The sequence below is a fragment of the Paraburkholderia sp. genome, assembly GCF_049581445.1.
Lineage (GTDB): Bacteria > Pseudomonadota > Gammaproteobacteria > Burkholderiales > Burkholderiaceae > Paraburkholderia.
Genome location: NZ_JBAURZ010000343.1, coordinates 1 through 18125 on the forward strand (window position 1 = coordinate 1; position 18125 = coordinate 18125).

The 18125-nt window shown below is 59.7% G+C and carries 16 protein-coding genes and 1 pseudogene; 15 read left to right on the top strand and 2 right to left on the bottom strand.

From position 1 onward, the window contains the following. Positions 1-421: 421 nt before the first annotated feature. From WCA85_RS28735 to WCA85_RS28795, 13 genes and pseudogenes are all read left to right on the top strand, one after another. Positions 422-868, top strand: a complete 447-nt coding sequence (locus WCA85_RS28735) for an Ohr family peroxiredoxin (RefSeq protein ID WP_424068260.1) — start codon at positions 422-424, stop codon at positions 866-868. A gap of 204 nt (positions 869-1072) precedes the next feature. Beyond that, complete coding sequence (locus WCA85_RS28740) at positions 1073-1519, top strand: OsmC family protein (RefSeq protein ID WP_424068261.1); 447 nt, start codon at positions 1073-1075, stop codon at positions 1517-1519. A gap of 148 nt (positions 1520-1667) precedes the next feature. Then, a complete protein-coding gene (locus WCA85_RS28745) occupies positions 1668-1835 on the top strand; it encodes a VOC family protein (protein ID WP_424068262.1) in 168 nt (55 codons plus the stop codon). 302 nt (positions 1836-2137) lie between these two features. After that, a complete protein-coding gene (locus WCA85_RS28750) occupies positions 2138-2575 on the top strand; it encodes an OsmC family protein (protein ID WP_424068263.1) in 438 nt (145 codons plus the stop codon). A gap of 144 nt (positions 2576-2719) precedes the next feature. Continuing rightward, positions 2720-3169, top strand: a pseudogene (locus tag WCA85_RS28755) (MarR family winged helix-turn-helix transcriptional regulator); the annotation flags it as partial. A 55-nt stretch (positions 3170-3224) separates the two neighbouring features. Next, the gene (locus tag WCA85_RS28760; RefSeq protein ID WP_424068264.1) at positions 3225-4241 is read left to right on the top strand and encodes a cupin domain-containing protein; all 1017 of its coding nucleotides are present in this window, start codon (positions 3225-3227) and stop codon (positions 4239-4241) included. A gap of 452 nt (positions 4242-4693) precedes the next feature. Continuing rightward, positions 4694-5233 carry a carboxymuconolactone decarboxylase family protein gene (locus WCA85_RS28765; RefSeq protein ID WP_424068265.1) on the top strand — a complete coding sequence of 180 codons (540 nt, stop codon included), beginning with the start codon at positions 4694-4696 and terminating at the stop codon, positions 5231-5233. 111 nt (positions 5234-5344) lie between these two features. Continuing rightward, entirely contained in the window at positions 5345-8539 is a 3195-nt protein-coding gene (locus tag WCA85_RS28770; RefSeq protein ID WP_424068266.1) for an efflux RND transporter permease subunit, read from the top strand. Continuing rightward, the gene (locus WCA85_RS28775) at positions 8532-9695 is read left to right on the top strand and encodes an efflux RND transporter periplasmic adaptor subunit (RefSeq protein WP_424068267.1); all 1164 of its coding nucleotides are present in this window, start codon (positions 8532-8534) and stop codon (positions 9693-9695) included. Before WCA85_RS28770 ends, WCA85_RS28775 begins: the two co-directional genes overlap by 8 nt. Next, positions 9692-11125 carry an efflux transporter outer membrane subunit gene (locus WCA85_RS28780; protein ID WP_424068268.1) on the top strand — a complete coding sequence of 478 codons (1434 nt, stop codon included), beginning with the start codon at positions 9692-9694 and terminating at the stop codon, positions 11123-11125. The genes WCA85_RS28775 and WCA85_RS28780 overlap by 4 nt, the downstream gene beginning before the upstream one ends. Before the next feature lie 51 nt (positions 11126-11176). After that, positions 11177-12232: a LysR family transcriptional regulator gene (locus WCA85_RS28785; RefSeq protein WP_424068269.1), complete on the top strand. Its 1056-nt coding sequence runs from the start codon at positions 11177-11179 to the stop codon at positions 12230-12232. A gap of 654 nt (positions 12233-12886) precedes the next feature. Further along, on the top strand, positions 12887-13420 hold the full coding sequence (locus WCA85_RS28790) for a DUF417 family protein (RefSeq protein ID WP_424068270.1): 534 nt from the start codon (positions 12887-12889) through the stop codon (positions 13418-13420). A gap of 306 nt (positions 13421-13726) precedes the next feature. Continuing rightward, positions 13727-14206 carry a hypothetical protein gene (locus WCA85_RS28795; RefSeq protein WP_424068271.1) on the top strand — a complete coding sequence of 160 codons (480 nt, stop codon included), beginning with the start codon at positions 13727-13729 and terminating at the stop codon, positions 14204-14206. 1 nt (position 14207) lies between these two features. Here WCA85_RS28795 and WCA85_RS28800 read toward each other — a convergent pair whose 3' ends face one another. Beyond that, positions 14208-14846: a TetR/AcrR family transcriptional regulator gene (locus WCA85_RS28800; protein WP_424068272.1), complete on the bottom strand. Its 639-nt coding sequence runs from the start codon at positions 14844-14846 to the stop codon at positions 14208-14210. Positions 14847-15070: 224 nt separating this feature from the next. On the opposite strand from WCA85_RS28800, the gene WCA85_RS28805 reads away from it, so the two are divergent. Together WCA85_RS28805 and WCA85_RS28810 are read left to right on the top strand one after the other, a co-directional pair. Next, positions 15071-15472, top strand: coding sequence for a nuclear transport factor 2 family protein (locus WCA85_RS28805; RefSeq protein ID WP_424068273.1), 402 nt, complete (start codon positions 15071-15073; stop codon positions 15470-15472). A gap of 108 nt (positions 15473-15580) precedes the next feature. After that, positions 15581-16315: a hypothetical protein gene (locus WCA85_RS28810; protein WP_424068274.1), complete on the top strand. Its 735-nt coding sequence runs from the start codon at positions 15581-15583 to the stop codon at positions 16313-16315. Between the two features lie 428 nt (positions 16316-16743). On the opposite strand, the gene WCA85_RS28815 is transcribed toward WCA85_RS28810, so the two are convergent. Continuing rightward, positions 16744-18108 (bottom strand): DUF2252 domain-containing protein, encoded by a 1365-nt coding sequence (locus tag WCA85_RS28815; protein ID WP_424068275.1) that lies wholly within the window; start codon positions 18106-18108, stop codon positions 16744-16746. Positions 18109-18125 lie beyond the last annotated feature (17 nt).

Sequence of the window (18125 nt, forward strand, 5' to 3'; positions counted from 1 at the left end):
CACGCTTTACCAAAGGGGCAACTGCTACTGTGGGTCCGCCGGGGGCGCTCGACCCGTCACAGTGTTTGAACGCCGAGCCTGATGTGCGGTAGCTCGTCCGTTACAAAGGGATCCCGGTGGCGGTGCCCGCCACGGAAATGGCACAGGAAGATGAGCGGCGTGCCCGCTTCTGCACCGGGGAGCCTTTACGCGTAACGAATTCCGCTGGGCTGGACGAAACGGGTAGAGCGGTGCTGGGTAGAAGGGTGGACCGACCCCTGCGAACCCGCAGCACCGGTCCCCCTTGGTAAAGCGTCGTGAACTGACGCCACCTGTCAGAGATTGATCCTTTTGCGCTCACCTTTGATCCATTCGGGACTGGGAGAACGTAACGCCTCAACTTAAAGTTGCGGCTCCTATCCACACATCGAAGGAACCCTTCATGACGAAGATCGATCAAGTCCTCCAGTCAGGCAACAGTCACGCCACGGTTAATCGTGACCCCAACGTCCCGCGCGGTGAGTACGGCGCCCTTGACCTCAAGCTGTCAGCGTCCAGCAATGAAGATCGCGAGTTCATCGGCACCGGACTGCACCCGAGAGCCGAGCAACTGTTTTCGGGCGCGTGGTCGGCCTGTTACATCAGCGCGTTCGAGATTGCAGCCTCAATGAAGAAGGTCACGCTGCCGTCCGACTACTCCTTGGACATCCAGGTGAGCATTGGGTCGGTTGGGGCAGGCCATTGCCTTGGTGCCCAGTTCACCATCCGCGCGCCGGGTCTGGCCAAGGAAGTCGTCGAGTCACTCGCGCACCAGGCCCATCAACTCTGCCCGTACTCGAAGGCTGTGCGCGGCAACATCGAGGTCGGCCTGAACGTTATTACGGTGTGATCGGATAAGCCATGCGGATTTCGCCAAATAGCTTTTGGAGAATCTGGACACCGCAAGCCTGTTAGTCACGCCCATTTAATATCGCATGCGATGACATCGTATCCGATGTATAACCGGGGATATTTACCGCCCCATGCAACGCGTGCGAGCACATGGCATGCGCTTTAAAGACGCTTAATACCCTTATTAACGAAGGAATTCATCGTGGAAAAGATCGAAAAAGTTCTCGCCTCAGGCAACACCCACTCTACGGTCAATCGCGACCCCAAGCTCCAGCGCGGCGAGTTTGGCGTCTTTGACCTCAAGCTGACAGCACCCGGCGTTGAAGACGTCGAGTTCATCGCCACCGAACCGCACCCGACAGCAGAGAAGTTGTTTGCTGGCGCCTGGTCGGCCTGTTACACCACCGTGTTTGGGATTGTGGCCTCGATGAAGAAGGTTACGCTACCGGTCGACTACTCCGTGGACATCACGGTCAACATTGGGCAGACCGGTGCCGCGTGGTTCCTCGGCGCCGAGTTTACCGTTCGTGTGCCGGGTCTGGCTCAGGACGTCGTCGAGGAACTCGCGCACCTGACTCATCAGATCTGCCCGTACTCGAAGTCCGTGCGAGACAACATCGAGGTCAGCACGCGCATCGTCACGGTGTGATTCGATAAGGCGCGCGTGCCACCTACGTCTTTTAACGTCGGTGACTGTGCATCCCTCCGTCGCTGGGCTGTCGTGCATCGTCGCTCTTCATGCGCCGGCCACAGCGTCGGATGGGTCGTGGTTGAGTTACTAAAAGAGGATGGAAGCAATGTTCAGTCATTTAGTGATCGGCACCAACGACCTGGAAAAAGCAAAACTTTTCTACGATGCGGTGCTGGGCGCGCGCAGCCATTGTGAAGGTCTCAGCGATAACAACGAAAAGCGGCGGCGCTATGTCTATATTACCGACACCGGGCTGTTTATCCTGAGTTACTGACCGACGTGGATTGGCTTCAGGCCCGGGGTGGCTGTGGCGCTACGTCCCGTTCCTGCTGATCGCCGCATCGGTTCATTTGCTGAAGCAGCGGGATCGCTTTAGTCCTCTTACGGCAAAACCGATACATCGGTAACCACACCGAGTACGCCGCGAACCGCCGAGCGCGGATCGTCGGGAAACGGATGTCGGCTACAGGCAGAGATTGCTCCTTTTGAGCGCGCCTTTGATCCATTCACGACTCGTCGAGCGTAACGCCTCAATTTAAAGTTTGGGTTCCTATTCACCCATCGAAGGAATTCATCATGGAAAAGATCGAAAAAGTTCTCGCCTCAGGCGACACCCACGCCACGGTCAATCGTGACCCCAATGTCAAGCCCGGCGCCCTCGACCTCAAGCTGTCGGGTCCGGGCGTTGAAAGCATGGAGTTCCTGGCCGCCGACCTGCACCCAAGAGCCGAGCAGCTGTTTTCGGGCGCGTGGGCGGGCTGTTACATCACAAATTTCGGCAGGGTGGCCGCGATGAAGAAGGTCACGCTACCGTCCGACTATTCCGTGGACATCGACGTAAGCATTGGGTCGGCCGGTGGCGGGTATTGCCTGGGAGCCGAGTTCACCGTCCGCGTGCCGGGTCTGGCAACGGAAGTCGTCGAGGAGCTCGCACAGCTGACCCACCAGAACTGCCCGTATTCGAAGGCTGTGCACGGCAACATCGAGATCAGCATGAATATCGTCACGGTGTGATCGGATAAGGCACGCGCGTCTCATCAGACATCGTTTCACATCGGTGATTGTGCATCGCTCCGTCGCCGGGCCGTCGCGCATCGTCGCTCTTCATGCACGTCGGGCACAGCATCGGATGCCAGGCACCGGCCAAAGAGGATACAGATGAAATCCAAGGATCAACCGGCACCCACAAATCCGACGCTCGCCGACTACCTGTGTTTTGCGGTTTACTCCGCGAACCTGGCGTTCGGCAAGGGATACAAGCCGATACTAGAAGTGCTTGGGCTCACTTACACGCAATACATCACGATTGTTGCGCTTTGGGAGGGAGGCAACCAGACCGTCGGCGGTCTGGGCGAGAAGCTTTTTCTCGAATCCAACACGCTTACGCCGATCCTGAAGAAGCTCGAGTTGATGGGTTATCTGGAAAGGCAGCGCGATCCCGCAGACGAGCGTCAAGTGCGGGTCAAGCTCACGAAAGACGGTCGACGGCTGCGCGAAAAAGCCCTGACTATGGATCTCTCTGAGGCGACTGGCCTCGCGCCAGACAAATTCGCTATAGTGCAGAAGGCGATCGTGGCGCTGCGGGACAATCTTATTAACTCAGTCCAAAACGGCGAAAGAGCGCTTAACGCTCGTATTGCGGCTATGAATGGGGATGTCCGACATGGAATACCAGACTGACTGGCTCACCCGGTTCATGGAACTCGTGACCGTCACCGGGAAACTGCAAACTCGGTGTGCGTTGGGAGCACCGTGGGCAAAAAAATACACCCAGGCCGGAGCTCAGGAAATACCGTATCACATCATCTTGGCCGGCAAGGCCATACTCGAGAATTCGGATGATGGTGCAACCTATGAATTACGGGCGGGCGACATCGTGTTACTGCCGCACGGTTCGGCGCATGTGTTGCACGACGGTAGCGGCGTGGCACCGGTTCCGTCCAAGGAACGTGCTTCGGGCAGTTTCCTTGTTAGCGAAAATGGTGGCACTGGCGAGGCGCTGGACATGTTGTGCGGGCGATTTTTCGTCGCGCCGCCTCATGACCGGTTAATCCGCAGCTATCTTCCGTCGGAACTCGTGGTACGCACCGAAGACATCGGCACCGCTGCACAGAGCCTGCCACAGGCCGAACGTCTGAGTCGGCTCGTCGCGCTCATGCGCGCCGAGGCGATGGACAACGCAGTGGGCGGCGGCGCGATCCTTAACGCGCTTTCGTCTGCGCTGTTTGCGTTGACGCTGCGGGCGGCCGGTGAGGCCGGTCAGGCACGTACCGGGATGCTGGCGCTCGCCGCTCATCCAAGGCTCGCGCCTGCGGCCGCTGCAATGTTTAACGACCCAGCTCGAGCGTGGACGCTTCCCGAACTGGCCGAAATATGCTGCATGTCGCGCGCCACGCTCATGCGGCAGTTTCAGGCCAGTCTTGGCCACTCCGTGATGGATCTGCTGACCGATATCCGAATAAGCGCCGCTGCGAACGCCCTGCGAAAATCTACATCGTCCACCGAGGCAGTTGCTGATCTCGTCGGGTACCAGTCGGTGTCTGCGTTTCGGCGCGTGTTTACTGAGCGGATGGGGATGACGCCGGGCGACTGGCGGCAGCACGCGCTTAAGGGTGGCGCACCGCATTTATCGGATGACGAGTCAGGCGGAGTTGGGGATCGCGATCGCGCGAGCGAGTGAATGTGGGACCACCCGGCGAGCGTCCGGGTTCGGGGTGGCTGTGGGGGCAACGTCCCGTTCCTGATGAAGGACGTCGTGCTGGTCGCTGCATCAGTTTTTTTACTGAAGCAGGATCTCGAGCGGGGCCGTGTCTCTTCGAAGAGAGCCTAAGTCGAACGGACCTTATGTGCGCCCTCCGCCACGTATCGCCCTGGTCTTTCCACGCCTGGCGGCGATGCGCCATTTCGTCCCCTTGAACGTTGTCTTGCATTGAGTGTCTGCCCCAATGCCGCGCGCCGCTGGACGTCGAAGGGGGCGTGCGCCTTTGCGGCAGGCGAATTGTCGGGAGGTGGATGCTGGTTGCAGCCTGAGATTGATCCTTACGAGCACGCCTTTGATGCATTCACGACTCGGCGAACGTAATGCCTTAATTTAAAGTTTCGACTCCTAACCACGCACGGAAGTAATCCAAAATGAGCCGTATCTCCGTACCCGACGTCGCATCCGCCACTGGTGCCGTTGCCGAAGCCCATGCCGTGACCAAAAAACTGACGGGTGGAGTTGTTCCGAATCTGTTTGCCGCGGTCGGGGCTCTGTCCCCCGATGTCCTCAAGGCCTATATGAATGCTGAAATGGTTCTTGGTGCAGGCACGATTGGCGATAAGGATACCGAAACGATCAAGGTTATCGTCAGCGAACTGAACGGCTGCGACTATTGCGTTGGCGCGCACGTCATGCTGGGGAAAATGGTGGGCCTTTCGCCAGAATCGATCAAGCAAATCCGCGCATGCAATCCCACGGGGGACGCAAAGCGTGATGCGCTAGTGCAGTTTGTGCGGCTCATTCAGCAGAGCAGCGGCACGATCACTGTTGAGCAGTTGGCGGCAGTCAGGGCGGCCGGTTACAGCCATGAGCAACTGGTTGAAATTGCGCTCGCGATCGCACTGACGGTGTTTACCAATACCTTCAATCGTATCAACGACACGACGCTAGACGTGCCGTACGCGGATTGATGTAGAGGGCGACGCAACGAAGCTGAGTGCGTTCGACGGTTCGACCGTCAGGTCGTCCGTCAGCAACGAAACCTGTAATCAAGTGCATCTGCACCCAATTGGACTGTCACTATGTGGATCGTCAGGATCGCACTCAGAAGACCCTATACCTTTATCGTCCTCGCGCTGCTGCTCGGCATAATCGGGCCGCTCACCGTGCTCCGTACGCCGACGGATATCTTTCCCAATATCAACATTCCGGTCGTCAGCGTCATCTGGAACTATAGCGGCCTGCCACCGAACGAGATGGGCAACCGAATCACCGGCAACTTCGAGCGGTTCACGCTCATCACGGTTAATAATATCGAGCATATCGAATCGCAGTCGCTCTCGGGTGTTGCGGTTATTAAGTACTTTTTTCGTCCCGGCACGAACATCGATCTGCCGGTGAGTCAGTTGACGGCGGGTGCACAAACGTGGCTCAAGCAGTTGCCGCCTGGCATCACGCCGCCGCTTATCGTCTCCTATAACGCCTCCAGCGTCCCCATCATCCAGCTGGCGCTTTCCAGTAAGACGATTCCGGAGCAGGGTCTTTTCGACCTCGCCAACAATTTCGTCAGGACTCAGCTCGTTGGCGTTGCGGGCGCATCCATTCCGTATCCGTACGGGGGACGTACACGCCAGGTGCAGGTCGATCTCGACCAGCGGCTGCTGCAGGCGCGCGGCGTTTCGGCCGATGACGTCGTCAACGCGATCAACGCGCAGAACCTGATCATTCCGGCCGGCACCGAGAAGGTAGGCGAATTCGAGTACAACATCAAACTGAACGGTAGCCCGGTTGCTGTTCGGGACCTCAACGACCTGCCGATCAAAACGGTCAACGGTACGCTCGTCTACGTCCACGACGTGGCGCATGTGCGCGACGGGGCGGCCCCGCAGACCAACATCGTCCGCGTCGACGGCCAGCACGCGTCGCTAATGACGATCCAGAAGACAGGCACCGCGTCGACCCTCGATATCATCGGCCAGATCAAGGCGTTGCTGCCATCCGTGCGAAACGCGTCACCGTCCGCGCTCGACATCCAGCCGATCGGCGATCAATCGGTATTCGTCAAGTCGGCCATCAGCGGCGTGGTCCGTGAAGGAGTGATAGCCGCGGCGTTGACCGCGCTCATGATCCTACTGTTCCTCGGAAGCTGGCGCTCGACGCTCATCATCACCATTTCGATCCCGCTGTCGGTGCTGTGCTCGCTGATCGGGCTGTCGCTTCTCGGCGAGACGATCAACATCATGACGCTGGGGGGGCTGGCGCTCGCCGTCGGGATTCTGGTCGACGATGCCACGGTCGCCATCGAAAGCATCAATGCCCATCTCGAGCGTGGCGCTGAAGTCGAGACTGCCATCCTGTCAGGCGCTCAGGAAATCGCCGTGCCGGCGTTGGTCGCTACACTGTGCATATGCATAGTTTTTGCCCCGATGTTCTTCCTGCCCGGCGTCGCGCGCTATCTCTTCGTGCCGCTGGCGGAGGCGATCGTCTTCGCCATGCTCGCGTCCTATGTGCTCTCCCGCACGCTGATCCCCACCCTCGCGAAGTACTGGCTGCGGATGCACGAGAGGCACGACGCGGAGCACGGCTCGCGCAATGCGTTCGTCAGACTGCAGGATGCCTTCCAGCGTGGCTTCGAGGCACTGCGGTTGCGCTACCACCAGCTCCTGGCGCGCATGATTGCACGGCGCCGCGTCTTCATCCCAGTGTTTCTCGGCTGCATGCTGGCATCACTTGCGCTCGTTCCGTGGCTCGGCAACAACTTCTTTCCGTCGGTCGACAGCGGTCAGATCAAGCTGCACCTGCGCGGCCATGCCGGCCTGCGGGTCGAGGAAACCGCGCGACTCACTGATGAGGTCGAGGCGACCGTTCGAAAAACCATTCCGGGATCCGAAATATCTAGTGTCGTCGACAATATCGGCCTGCCGGTGAGCGCCCTCAACCTCTCCTACAGCAACTCCGCGCCGACTACCGCCGCCGATGCCGACATTCTTATCACGCTGAAAGAGAAGCATCGTCCGACCGCGGACTATGTGCGTCAGTTGCGGGCATCGTTGCCGCAGGCGTATCCGGGCGTGAGCTTCGCTTTCCTGCCGGCCGACATCGTCAGCCAGATCCTGAACTTCGGTGCCCCGGCGCCTATCGATATCCAGGTCAGCGGATTCAACGTTGAGGCCAACAACGCGTTCGCGCAGCAACTGCTGGCGCAGGTGCGGCACGTGTCGGGCATTGCCGATGTGCGCATCCAGCAGGACCTCGACTATCCGGAGTTCGACGTCAAGGTCGACCGCAGCCGCGCGCAGGATGTGGGCCTGTCCCAGCGCGAGGTGGCCAACGACCTGCTGTTCACGCTGACGGGCAGCTTCCAGACCAACCCGACGTTCTGGCTCGATCCGAAAAACGGCGTCTCGTATCCGATCGTCACCCAGACGCCGCAGCCGCAGCTCGATTCCCTGGACACGCTTCGCAACGTGCCGCTCACGGCCGCTGGCGGCCAGCCGAATATCCTGGGGGCAGTGAGCACGATCACGCGCAGCGTGGGACCGGCTGTGGTCTCGCACTACAACGTGAAGCCGACGATCGACATCTACGCGGCCGTGCAGGACCGCGATCTCGGTGGTGTTGCAACCGACGTCAACAAGATCGTCGAAGCGGCGAAAACGAATCTGCCGCGCGGCTCGTCCATCGTGGTGCGCGGCCAGGTACAGACGATGAAGACGTCCTTCACGGGCCTCTACGGCGGTCTCGCTTTCGCGATCCTGCTCGTCTATCTGCTGATCGTCATCAATTTCCAGTCCTGGACCGACGCCTTCATCATCATCACGGCGCTGCCCGCCGCGCTGGCAGGCATCGTCTGGATGTTGTTCCTGACCCGCACGCCGCTCTCCGTGCCGGCGCTCACCGGCGCAATCATGAGCGTCGGCGTCGCGACCGCAAACAGCATCCTGGTGGTGAGCTTCGCCCGCGATCGTCTGCTTGAGGTGGGCGGCGACGCGTCGAGGGCAGCGACGGACGCCGGCTTCGCCCGCTTTCGCCCCGTGCTGATGACGGCACTCGCGATGGTCATCGGCATGGTGCCGATGGCACTGGGCCTCGGCGACGGCGGCGAACAGAACGCGCCGCTTGGCCGCGCTGTCATCGGCGGCCTTGCTTTCGCCACCGTTGCCACGCTGTTTCTCGTGCCCGCTGTGTTCAGCCTGATCCACGGCGGTGAGAAGAAGGCGAGGGCACCTGGCTCCACGCAACAACGAGTATTGGATAGGGAGTTTGAACATGAGTGAAAATCAACTGCAGGGGCGCAAGCTGCTGCCGCTGTGCGGCGCGTTCCTCGTGATCGGCACGATCGCCTGGGGCATCTGGTCGCGTAACAGTGCCGAGGCGGCGCTCGTCAAGGTAACCGACGACGAGGCGCTGCCGACCGTCTCCGTGATCACGGCCGCCGCCGGCCCCGCCGACGAAGCGCTCGTGCTGCCCGGCACGGTGCAGGCCGAATCCGAGACGCCGATCTACGCGCGCACTAGCGGCTACCTGAAGCGCTGGTACACCGACATCGGTACGCGCGTGAAGGCCGGGACGCTCCTGGCCGAGATCGACTCGCCCGAAGTCGACCAGCAGCTCCGCCAGGCCAAGGCTGACCTGACAACAGCAAACGCGAACAACCTCATTGCGCAGCAAACGGCGAAACGCGTCCACGCGTTGCTGCCGACGCAATCGGTCTCAGCCGAGCAGGATGATCAGGCTACCAGCGATGCCACGGCCAAGGCCGCGCTCGTGGCCGCCGCTGAGGCGAACGTCGAGCGTCTGACTCAACTGGTCGGGTTCGAGCGGGTCGTGGCGCCCTATGACGGCGTCGTCACGGCGCGCGAAACCGACGTCGGCAACCTCATCAATGCCGGCAGCGGCAGCGGGCCAGAGCTGTTCCGCGTTGCCGACACCAGCAAGCTCAGGGTCTATGTCCAGGTGCCGCAGAGTTACGCGGCGCTCGTGAAGCCCGGCGTCACGGCTACGCTGCAGTTCCCGGAATATCCGGGACGGACTTTCCCGGCGAACTTCACGCGCTCCGCCGACGCAATCAATCCGGGAGCGCGGACCCTGCTCGTCGAGCTCGAAGCCGACAACGCGGGCGGTGAGCTGTTTCCAGGCGGCTATACCGAGGTCCACTTCAAGGTGCCGGTCGCGCAGCGCGGCGTGAACATTCCGGCCAACGCGCTGCTGTTTCGCGCCGAAGGGGTGCGCGTGGCAAGCCTCGCAAGTAGCAGTGGCCTCGTCACGCTGCATACGGTCACGCTAGGCCGCGATTTCGGTCCGACAGTCGAAGTCACGACCGGGGTGGCGCCAGGCGAGAAGATCATTCTCAACCCTCCTGCTTCACTCGCTGACGGCGAGCGCGTGCGGGAGCAGATCGATCGCAATCCGGCGCCAGGAGGCCGTTCATGAAGCGACTTCTGAAATTCAGCGTACCGCTCGTCGCGTGCCTGCTCTGCGCCTGTGATTTCGCGCCGACGTACGTGCCGCCACCCGTGGCGACGCCGATCGACTTCAAGGAGTCCGCGGGCTGGACGCTTGCGGCGCCAAAGGATTCGGCGCCACGCGGTCAATGGTGGCGGATCTTTCAGGACCCGGCGCTCGACCGTCTGGAAGACCAGGTGAGCGCCGCGAACCAGAACCTGAAGGTTGCCGTCGCCCAGTACGACGAAGCACGCGCCGACGCAAGGACGGCGCGGGCCGACTATTACCCCACGCTCGACGCGAGCGGGTCCGCATCGCGCGAGGGCCTGTCGCGCGAGGTGGCGAATCCGTTGCCGAACCGATCCTTCAAGAACTACAGCCTCGGACTCGACTTCGATTACGAAATCGACGTCTGGGGCCGCGTGCGCAACCAGGCCAAGGCCGGCGTGGACCGGGAACAGGCCAGCGCCGCCGATCTCGCAACGGTGGATCTGAGCCTCCATGCCGAGCTCGCCAGCGACTACTTGATCCTGCGCGGCGACGATGCCGAACAGGACGTGCTCGACCGGACGGTCGAAAACTATCGCAAAGCGCTGGAGCTTACGCAGGCAAGGTTCAACATCGGGTACGCGGCAAAGCCGGACGTCTCCGCTGCAGAGGCGCAATTCGAAAGCGCCACGACGCAGGCCACCGAAATCCGGCTGAAGCGCACGAACCTCGAACACGCCATCGCGATCCTCACGGGACAGCCGCCGGCGGGCTTCGCGTTGCCTGAAAACAAGCTCGATGCAACGCCGCCTGACATCGCGCCGGTACTGCCGGCCGCTCTGCTCGAGCGGCGTCCCGATGTCGCGGCGGCGGAACGCCGGGTCGCGGCCGCCAATGCGGACATCGGCGTCGCCAAGGCCGCCTATTACCCGGCCTTCAATCTGAACGCGCTTCTCGGTGTCGAGGCCGCCATGCCAAACCACCTCTTCACGGCGCCTGCAGAAGCGTGGTCACTGGGCCCTTCCGCCGTCGTGAACCTCCTCGACGGCGGCAAGCGTCGCGCGCTCAATGACCGCGCCCGTGCCTCCTATGAGGAGGAGGCGGCGCAATACCGCCAGACTGTGCTCGATGCGTACGGCGAGGTCGAGGATAGTCTCGCGTCGCTGCGCCTCCTCGCTCGCGAGGCCACCAGCCAGCAGGCCGCCGTGACCGCCGCCGCCGATTCGACAGCACAGGCGACGCATCTCTATTCCGGAGGGCTGGCCAACTACTACAACGTCATCGAGGCGCAGAACATCGAACTTACCGCGCGGCTGACGCAGGTCGACATCACGACGCGCCGGATGACCGCCGACGTCTCGCTTATCAAGGCGCTTGGCGGCGGCTGGCAGCGCAAGGACGCGCTGGCATCCGGCACCGCTACCGACTAGTTGCCTTGCTTCATCGCCGAAACCATCCCTCTTTGCAGGCGGACGCCGAGTATGGATACCATCAGAAACATGAAAGCCTTTGTCGCAGTGGCGGACACGGGCAGCTTTACGAAAGCGGCACATCAGCTGTCAGCGACGCTGCCTGTGATATCGCGCGTGGTGACCGAACTCGAAGGCCATCTGCGCACCCGGCTCCTGAACCGCACGACGCGTCGAGTCGCACTGACCGAAGCTGGCCAGCGGTACTTAGAGCGTTGCCGCGAGATTCTGGCATCCGTCGCTGCAGCCGAGGCGGAGGCTTCGGACGCCCACGCCATTCCGGCAGGGACACTCAGGATTCATGCGATGTCGAGTGTCGGCCAGAACTACGTCATACCTGCGATTGCCGCCTATCAAGCGCGCTATCCGGGAGTCACCGTTGACCTGACGCTGTCGCAGCACGTGCCGGACCTCCTGGAAGAAGGCTACGACGTGGCAATCCGGTTGTCGCCCGATGCGCTGCCGGATTCGAACTTCGTGTCGCTTCATCTGGGGTCTATCCGCACGGTCCTGTGCGCCGCGCCGCGCTATCTGGAGGTCCATGGGATGCCTCGCACCGTGGAAGATCTTGCCAGCCACTCGTGTCTGCAACTGGCGCTGCCCGCGTTTGCGTCAAACCGATGGCTGCTCATGGGTCAGGACGGAGAGCGCGAATTCCAGCTCCCCGCCAGCCGGTTCAAGGTAAATATGTCCGACGCGATGGCGGTGGCATTGCACGAAGGCATGGGCATCGGAACTCTTCCAACGCTCGCCATCCATTCCGCTCTGCAAACGGGATCGCTGGTCAGGGTGTTGCCCGACTATCACCTGCAGGAGTTCAATGTCTACGCGGTCTACGCTTCCCGGCAATATCTCGATGCAAAGATCAGGACGTGGATCCAGTTCGCCCGAAAATGGATAACCGACGCGATACGCGCAGACGATATGGTCATTGCCGGTACGCCAGGGAAAGATGTTGAACCGAGATTGCCGCGAACAATGGCAAGCTTGCGCGATGGCAGCTCGGCGGACTTCGCGCGGCCCGTTTCCACCCCTTCAATGCCGAGTAGCGTGCTGAGAAGTATGTAGAAAGTCCGGGGGGAGAGGACACCCCGCTGGGTACGGCAGCTAAGGCAGTTCAGGTTTTGTTTGCTCGTAGGCAGAGAGTATAGGCGGCTACCAGACCGCGTTCGCTCGAACCGGTCGATGCGCGACGAATGGCTCGAATATATTCAGAATTACTAAATTTATCATAAATATGATTGTTGTGAACCCGATATGTAAAAGCCAAGTTGAAAGTCAGCTGGTCCATTGAGGATACGTTTCCATCGCGGAGCCGATTCACAGAGGCTACGTGTCCATGTTCAGTGGGCAATGGACCCATTTCGTCGACCCCGCACAAAAGAGCGTCGCCGCGCTGGTATCAACTTGCCGTTGTTGCCGAAGCAGCAGACCCGGCGTTGCTGCTGCTCGCGGCCGGGCAGGTCCTATCTGCGATCCGGCTGGGCGGTTAAGGAGGCGGCTCAATCAATCGATTTGGTCGAGTATTGCACCTGTGGTTTGATACGTTTAAGCATGCCATTGAGCAAATTAAGCATCGCAAGTATCAATTCTGACACATACAATGAACTCACTAGCGAAAGGTAACTAATGAAAGGAGTGCAAAATGTTTCACATCGAAATCCCCGCACTTGAGGTCGTCACCGGCGCCGAAGTGCTCACAGCTCCGACATGGAGGAAATCATGAATTACTTCGTCGATATACTGGGTCGTTCAGGTCTTCTGAAACGAGACTTCGACTACCATCTGCTCCGCGCCTCGATGGTGATTATCTTCGCCTGGTTCGGGTACGACAAATGGTTTCAGACCGAAATCATAGACCTGATTCCTTTAATCAAGCACGGGCCGCTTATCTTTTGGGTGCTTCCGTTGTTAGGCATTAAAGGTACAAGCATTTTTTTAGGAGCGTCAGAATGGACTTATGGCTCGTTACTGCTCTTGGGATTCTGGAATAAGAGATTGGGAGCGCTGGGTGCTTTCGGTTCTACCTTGACGTTCCTGGCTACCTTCACGATCATGCCATTTGCTCCTGGCGCGTGGGATGCTGCCGCTGGAGGGTTTCCAGCGATGACAATAGTTTCGGGCTTCCTCTTGAAGGATCTCGTTTTGCTGGTGGTCTCTGTCTACCTGCTCAAGCAAGACCTTGCCCGAGTGGTCGAGGCCCGGTGCTATGCCAATCAACGAGACCCCGCTCGCTCTCGCAACCTGACGGCGTAACGGCCTGAGGAACGCACTCCTGGCCTACGTCTGGTGGGTTCAGGGGCGCCGGGTGTGTTGCACGGTGCAAGACTTACTCGGTATCGGCAAAACGCGCTGGCCTAGGCATCGGCGGTCTTTTTCGATTGGCGTCGGCCGGCGTCGCCACAGCATCAACCCGCTCCACAGCGCCCGGCGCGGCGCATCTCAAATGCGTAGCACCTCGAGGGGCCTCGCGCGCTGCCGCCCCATAGTGTTGCGGATATTTGCCGGTCTGGACCCCGACATTGGAGACCTTTCGGTCGCCGGTGGGCCGCTCGCCTACAAGTGGGACGCGATTCTCCTGTCGGCAACGACCTCTTCGACACGATCCTGACGCCCGCCGATACCCCTGACCCGGCCAAAGCCGCGCTGCGCCTGCTACAAACCCCGGCGAACGTGCCTGTTGGCACATCGATGTCCAAGTATGTCCGGCCGGGTGCGTGGACGGCATTCCTCGACATGATCACGAAATGCTTTGAAGCGATGATCGCCAGGCGCGATGACCCCAACAGCCAGTCGAAGGGCATACCGATCTTCGTGCACACCTACAACTGTCCGCAACCGCGTAACGCGTCCGCAGGCCCTGGTATCGGTCCGTGGCTGTGCCGCGCCTATACGACTTACCAGATACCGTCCAGCGACTGGCTGCCGCTGACCACCTACCTCATCAACCAGTGGCCGCAAGCATCGCGAATCCGAACATCCGCCCCGTGTACCTTATCGGGAGCCTCGATCCCGCGCCCCCGAACTCAACAAGAACATTGAGCTACCGTCGACGTGAGTGTCCCCGTGATTGAATTTCGGGTTGCCTGTCCACGGCGGTAAGAAGATGCTGGCGGCCCTCATCAAGAATTTCATCGGCGAGCGCCGGGTCAACGTCTGCAACGGCACGCGAGAGCAGCAGCGTACCGATCATTTGACTGAACAGAGTGATCGCCTTCCTGCGACTACCTTCGCTGACCCCGTCCGTTTCTTCGATGACCTTGGCGAAATGTTCGAGGTTCGTCGCGAGACCATCCACGTAAGTGCCCCGCGCCACGTCGTCGAATCGGCGAGCGTCCCCCACAAAACCCGACAAGGGGCAACCCTCATTGATATTCCCGCGATGCTCGGGGGACAGGTACCACTGAATGCGTTGTTTAACTGGGTCGGCATTAGCTGACCTGGCGCCTTCGACTATGGAGGCAAAAACGTTTCCACCGTCTTCCATCGCCTTTTCCAGCACTGCGGCGACGAGCGCGTCTTTTGATGCGAAGTGGTTGTAGAAACCGCCCTGCGTGAAACCCGCCGCCTTCATCAACTCAGCCAGTCCGACCCCATCGACGCCGCGCTCGCGAAACAGCTTCTCGGCGGCTGCCACAATCGCGTTCCGGTTTTCTGCCGCCTGCTGCCTGGAAACACCCATTTCCCCTCTCTTCGGCCGACCGCGGCCTAATTAGTCCATCGAAAAATACAATGTTGATCACCATTGACATTGCCGGGACGTGCGCCGACAATCCGTTCCATCGACAATGTCATTCACCATTGTCTTGAGTATAGCCTGCTTTGCCTGAAGCTTCAGGCAGCAGGGACACAACAGCGATTTGACGCTCGATTGCGTCATCAATGGAATCTAAAGAGGGCCTCAACATGACGAAGACAACCCCTGAACAGAACAAGGCGCTCGTGCTGGAAGCCTTCGACACCCTGTTCAACAAGCGCGACTACGTTGCTGCTGCACGCTTCTGGTCGGACCGCTACATTCAACATAGCGCCCACATTGCGCCGGGACGCGACGGCCTGTTCGACCTGATCCGCACGCTGCCTGACACGTTGCGCTATGAGAACCAGCTGATCCTGGCCGAGGGAGATCACGTCATCGCACATGGTCGATTCTCGGGACTCGGCAGGCCTGCAGCGTGGATTGCAGCCGACGTCGTCCGCTTTGAAGATGGCAAGCTCGCCGAGCACTGGGACGTCCTTCAGGACGAAGCCACCACGGCCGAGTCGGCGAGCGGCCTGCCGATGTTCGGCGACCGATTTCCTGCCTGACCATCTTTCTCCACCCTACACCAAGGAAAAGACCGAGGCGCTCAAGCAGTGGTTCGAATACTGATCGGATACCGGCGCTTCAACCTCTACAACATAGGATACCTTACGATGAATGATCTTTTGAATCTGGCTATTGAGGCTCATGGAGGTCTTAAGAACTGGAACGCGTACAGAGCGCTCGAAGCCGAAATGTCGATTACGGGCGGTATATGGCATGTCAAGCAGAAGCCGGATATTTTCAGACACGTTGTCGTTGCAATGGATACGCAAGCCCAACGTGTCGAAATGCGGCCGTTCACAGCGCCTGACCGACATTCTTCATTTACTCCAGGTCGCATGGCCATCGGATCGTCGGACGGAAGCGTGCTTGAGAGCCGTAACGACCCACGCTCCTCCTTCGCCGGACACAGTGTGCAGACACCTTGGGACGATCTTCATGCGGCGTACTTCTGCAGTTATGCGCTGTGGACGTATTTGAGCACGCCGTTTCTCTATACCTACCCGGGCGTCGTCACAGAGGAGTTGTCGCCGTGGCAAGAAGACGGTGAGCAGTGGCGCCGGTTGAAGGTGACGTTTCCAGAATCCATCGAGACGCATTCACGCGAGCAGGTTTCATACTTCGGCCCGGACGGCTTGTTGCGGCGCCATGATTACACCGTGGACATCATGGGCGGCGCTACCGGCGCGAACTATGCGTCGAACTATCAGGACTTCGACGGCATCATGGTGCCGACGACTCGGCGCGTGTACGCTTATGATGCTGATGGCCATAAGATTGACGAACCGTTACTGGTTGCCATCGACATAGCCGCTGTTTCTTTTCACCAGGACCCGATGGTGTGAGGGAGACGCCACGCAACCATTCCGACTTTGCTCCCGTTTCTGGTGCAGACGGCGAAGCATCAAGAAGCAACATCGGAACCAACTTTGGCCGTAAGCAGCGCTTTCATCCGCCCGATGCTGTTGGCACTCTTGGGTTGCGACAACAAGGACCGGGAAGCTGCATCTGACGAAGGAAATGGCGGGTCTTTCACACAGTGTCTATCTGAAAGACGTTCTGGTCGGCTGAACTGTTTGTCGACGGTGGACGCGCGCAGGTCTGACGCATCGGCACGCCGCTTCCATCCCCTCGCACAAAGACACAATCAGGAAAATACGATGAACGAGCACGAAAATATTCGCCTCGCGCAGGAGTTCCTCGAAAAGACGGGATCCGGCGCGAGCGACGGCAACGTAGCCGGCTACATGATCATAATTTCGCTGATAGCGTCTTAATAGAGGGGCGTTCCGGAGTTATAAGCGCCGACAAAGGACTGCCAGTCAAGATTGACCTGGGCCGCATAGTTGAAGGCGAACGTCGAGATTTCCGACTCTAGTCCGCTCGTGCTTGTGACAGCATTGCTTACCTGCTTGTCGATGCTATACGAGACGATTGCACTGTTGTAGTCCTGGTCGGAGATAGCGTGGGCCGATGCCAACGCTTGGCCAAGATAGGTGGCAGCCGTATTAAGCTTGCCTGCGCTGGTCAATTGCGTGTAGTCGAAATCTTCCTCATACGGCGACTTCTCATGGAAGTAGAAGGTCATGCCGTTGATCGTGGCGTAACCAGCCAGCACGTCGGCATTGAGCGTCTGAGCCTTGTTGGTCAGGGCTACGCGGGTGCCGTCGTCGCTGTTGTCCGCGGACGACAACGTCTGCCCATTGCTGCTCGCTTCGGCCACGGCGCTGGTGGTTTCCTGCTTGATCTCGAGAATCACGTCATCCGAAGTGGACGTGGACGGCCCTTCGATCAGGATGTAGTAGCGCAGCTTGCCCAGACTACCGACGCCGGAGCCTAGTTTCTGGTGGATATCCTTCACCTGGTAGTAACTGGCGGCGTACTGCTTGGATGAAGCGATGCTGCTGATGTAGCTGCTCATCGCTGCGGCAATGTTGTTGTACGTCGTGCTGTCTACCGGGATCAACGTGTTGGCAATGGTCTGGAAGCTGCGCACACCGCTCGTTACCTGTGTGTACTTGCTCAGCAGACTGGAACGACTATCGCCGCTGGAGTCGCTGATCGTCGTCTGCACAACACCGGACGTATTGCCATTCTTGAGCTGAAAACTGAGTTCGGCGTTGCTACCCATGAAAGTGTTCATCTCGCTGACATAGGCACCCACCATGGTCTTGATGGCGGTGGTGATGTCGCTATCGGCAATTCCGTTGGCGCGACCCGCGAGGACCATGCTGGTAGCCAGGCGGCGCAGATCCCAAACGTACTGGCCGAGATAGCCCTCATCGAAGTCATCGACGGAGAACACATTGTTGCCGCTGCTGTCCTGCCAGGCGCCGAAATTGCCGATGTGGGCGTCGCCGCCGATCCAGGTATAGCCAGTCTGCGTCGTGGTATAGCTCGATGCGGGCAACGTCAGCATGTCCAGGTAGAAAATATGGTCGGTGCCGCGATAGAAATCGAAAGCGTCACCCGCCATGGTTGCCATCTTGGTGGCCAGGTCGGTGCTGTCGGTGGCCGCAAAGGGATGGTTGTAATCGTAGATTTGCGTCACTACCCAACTGGTACGCGAAGTCTGGGCGTGTGCGCCAGAAGCGCACAGCAGGACGGCAGCGGACAAAACGGCCAACGCATTCTTCATTGCTTTTCCCCTGAATT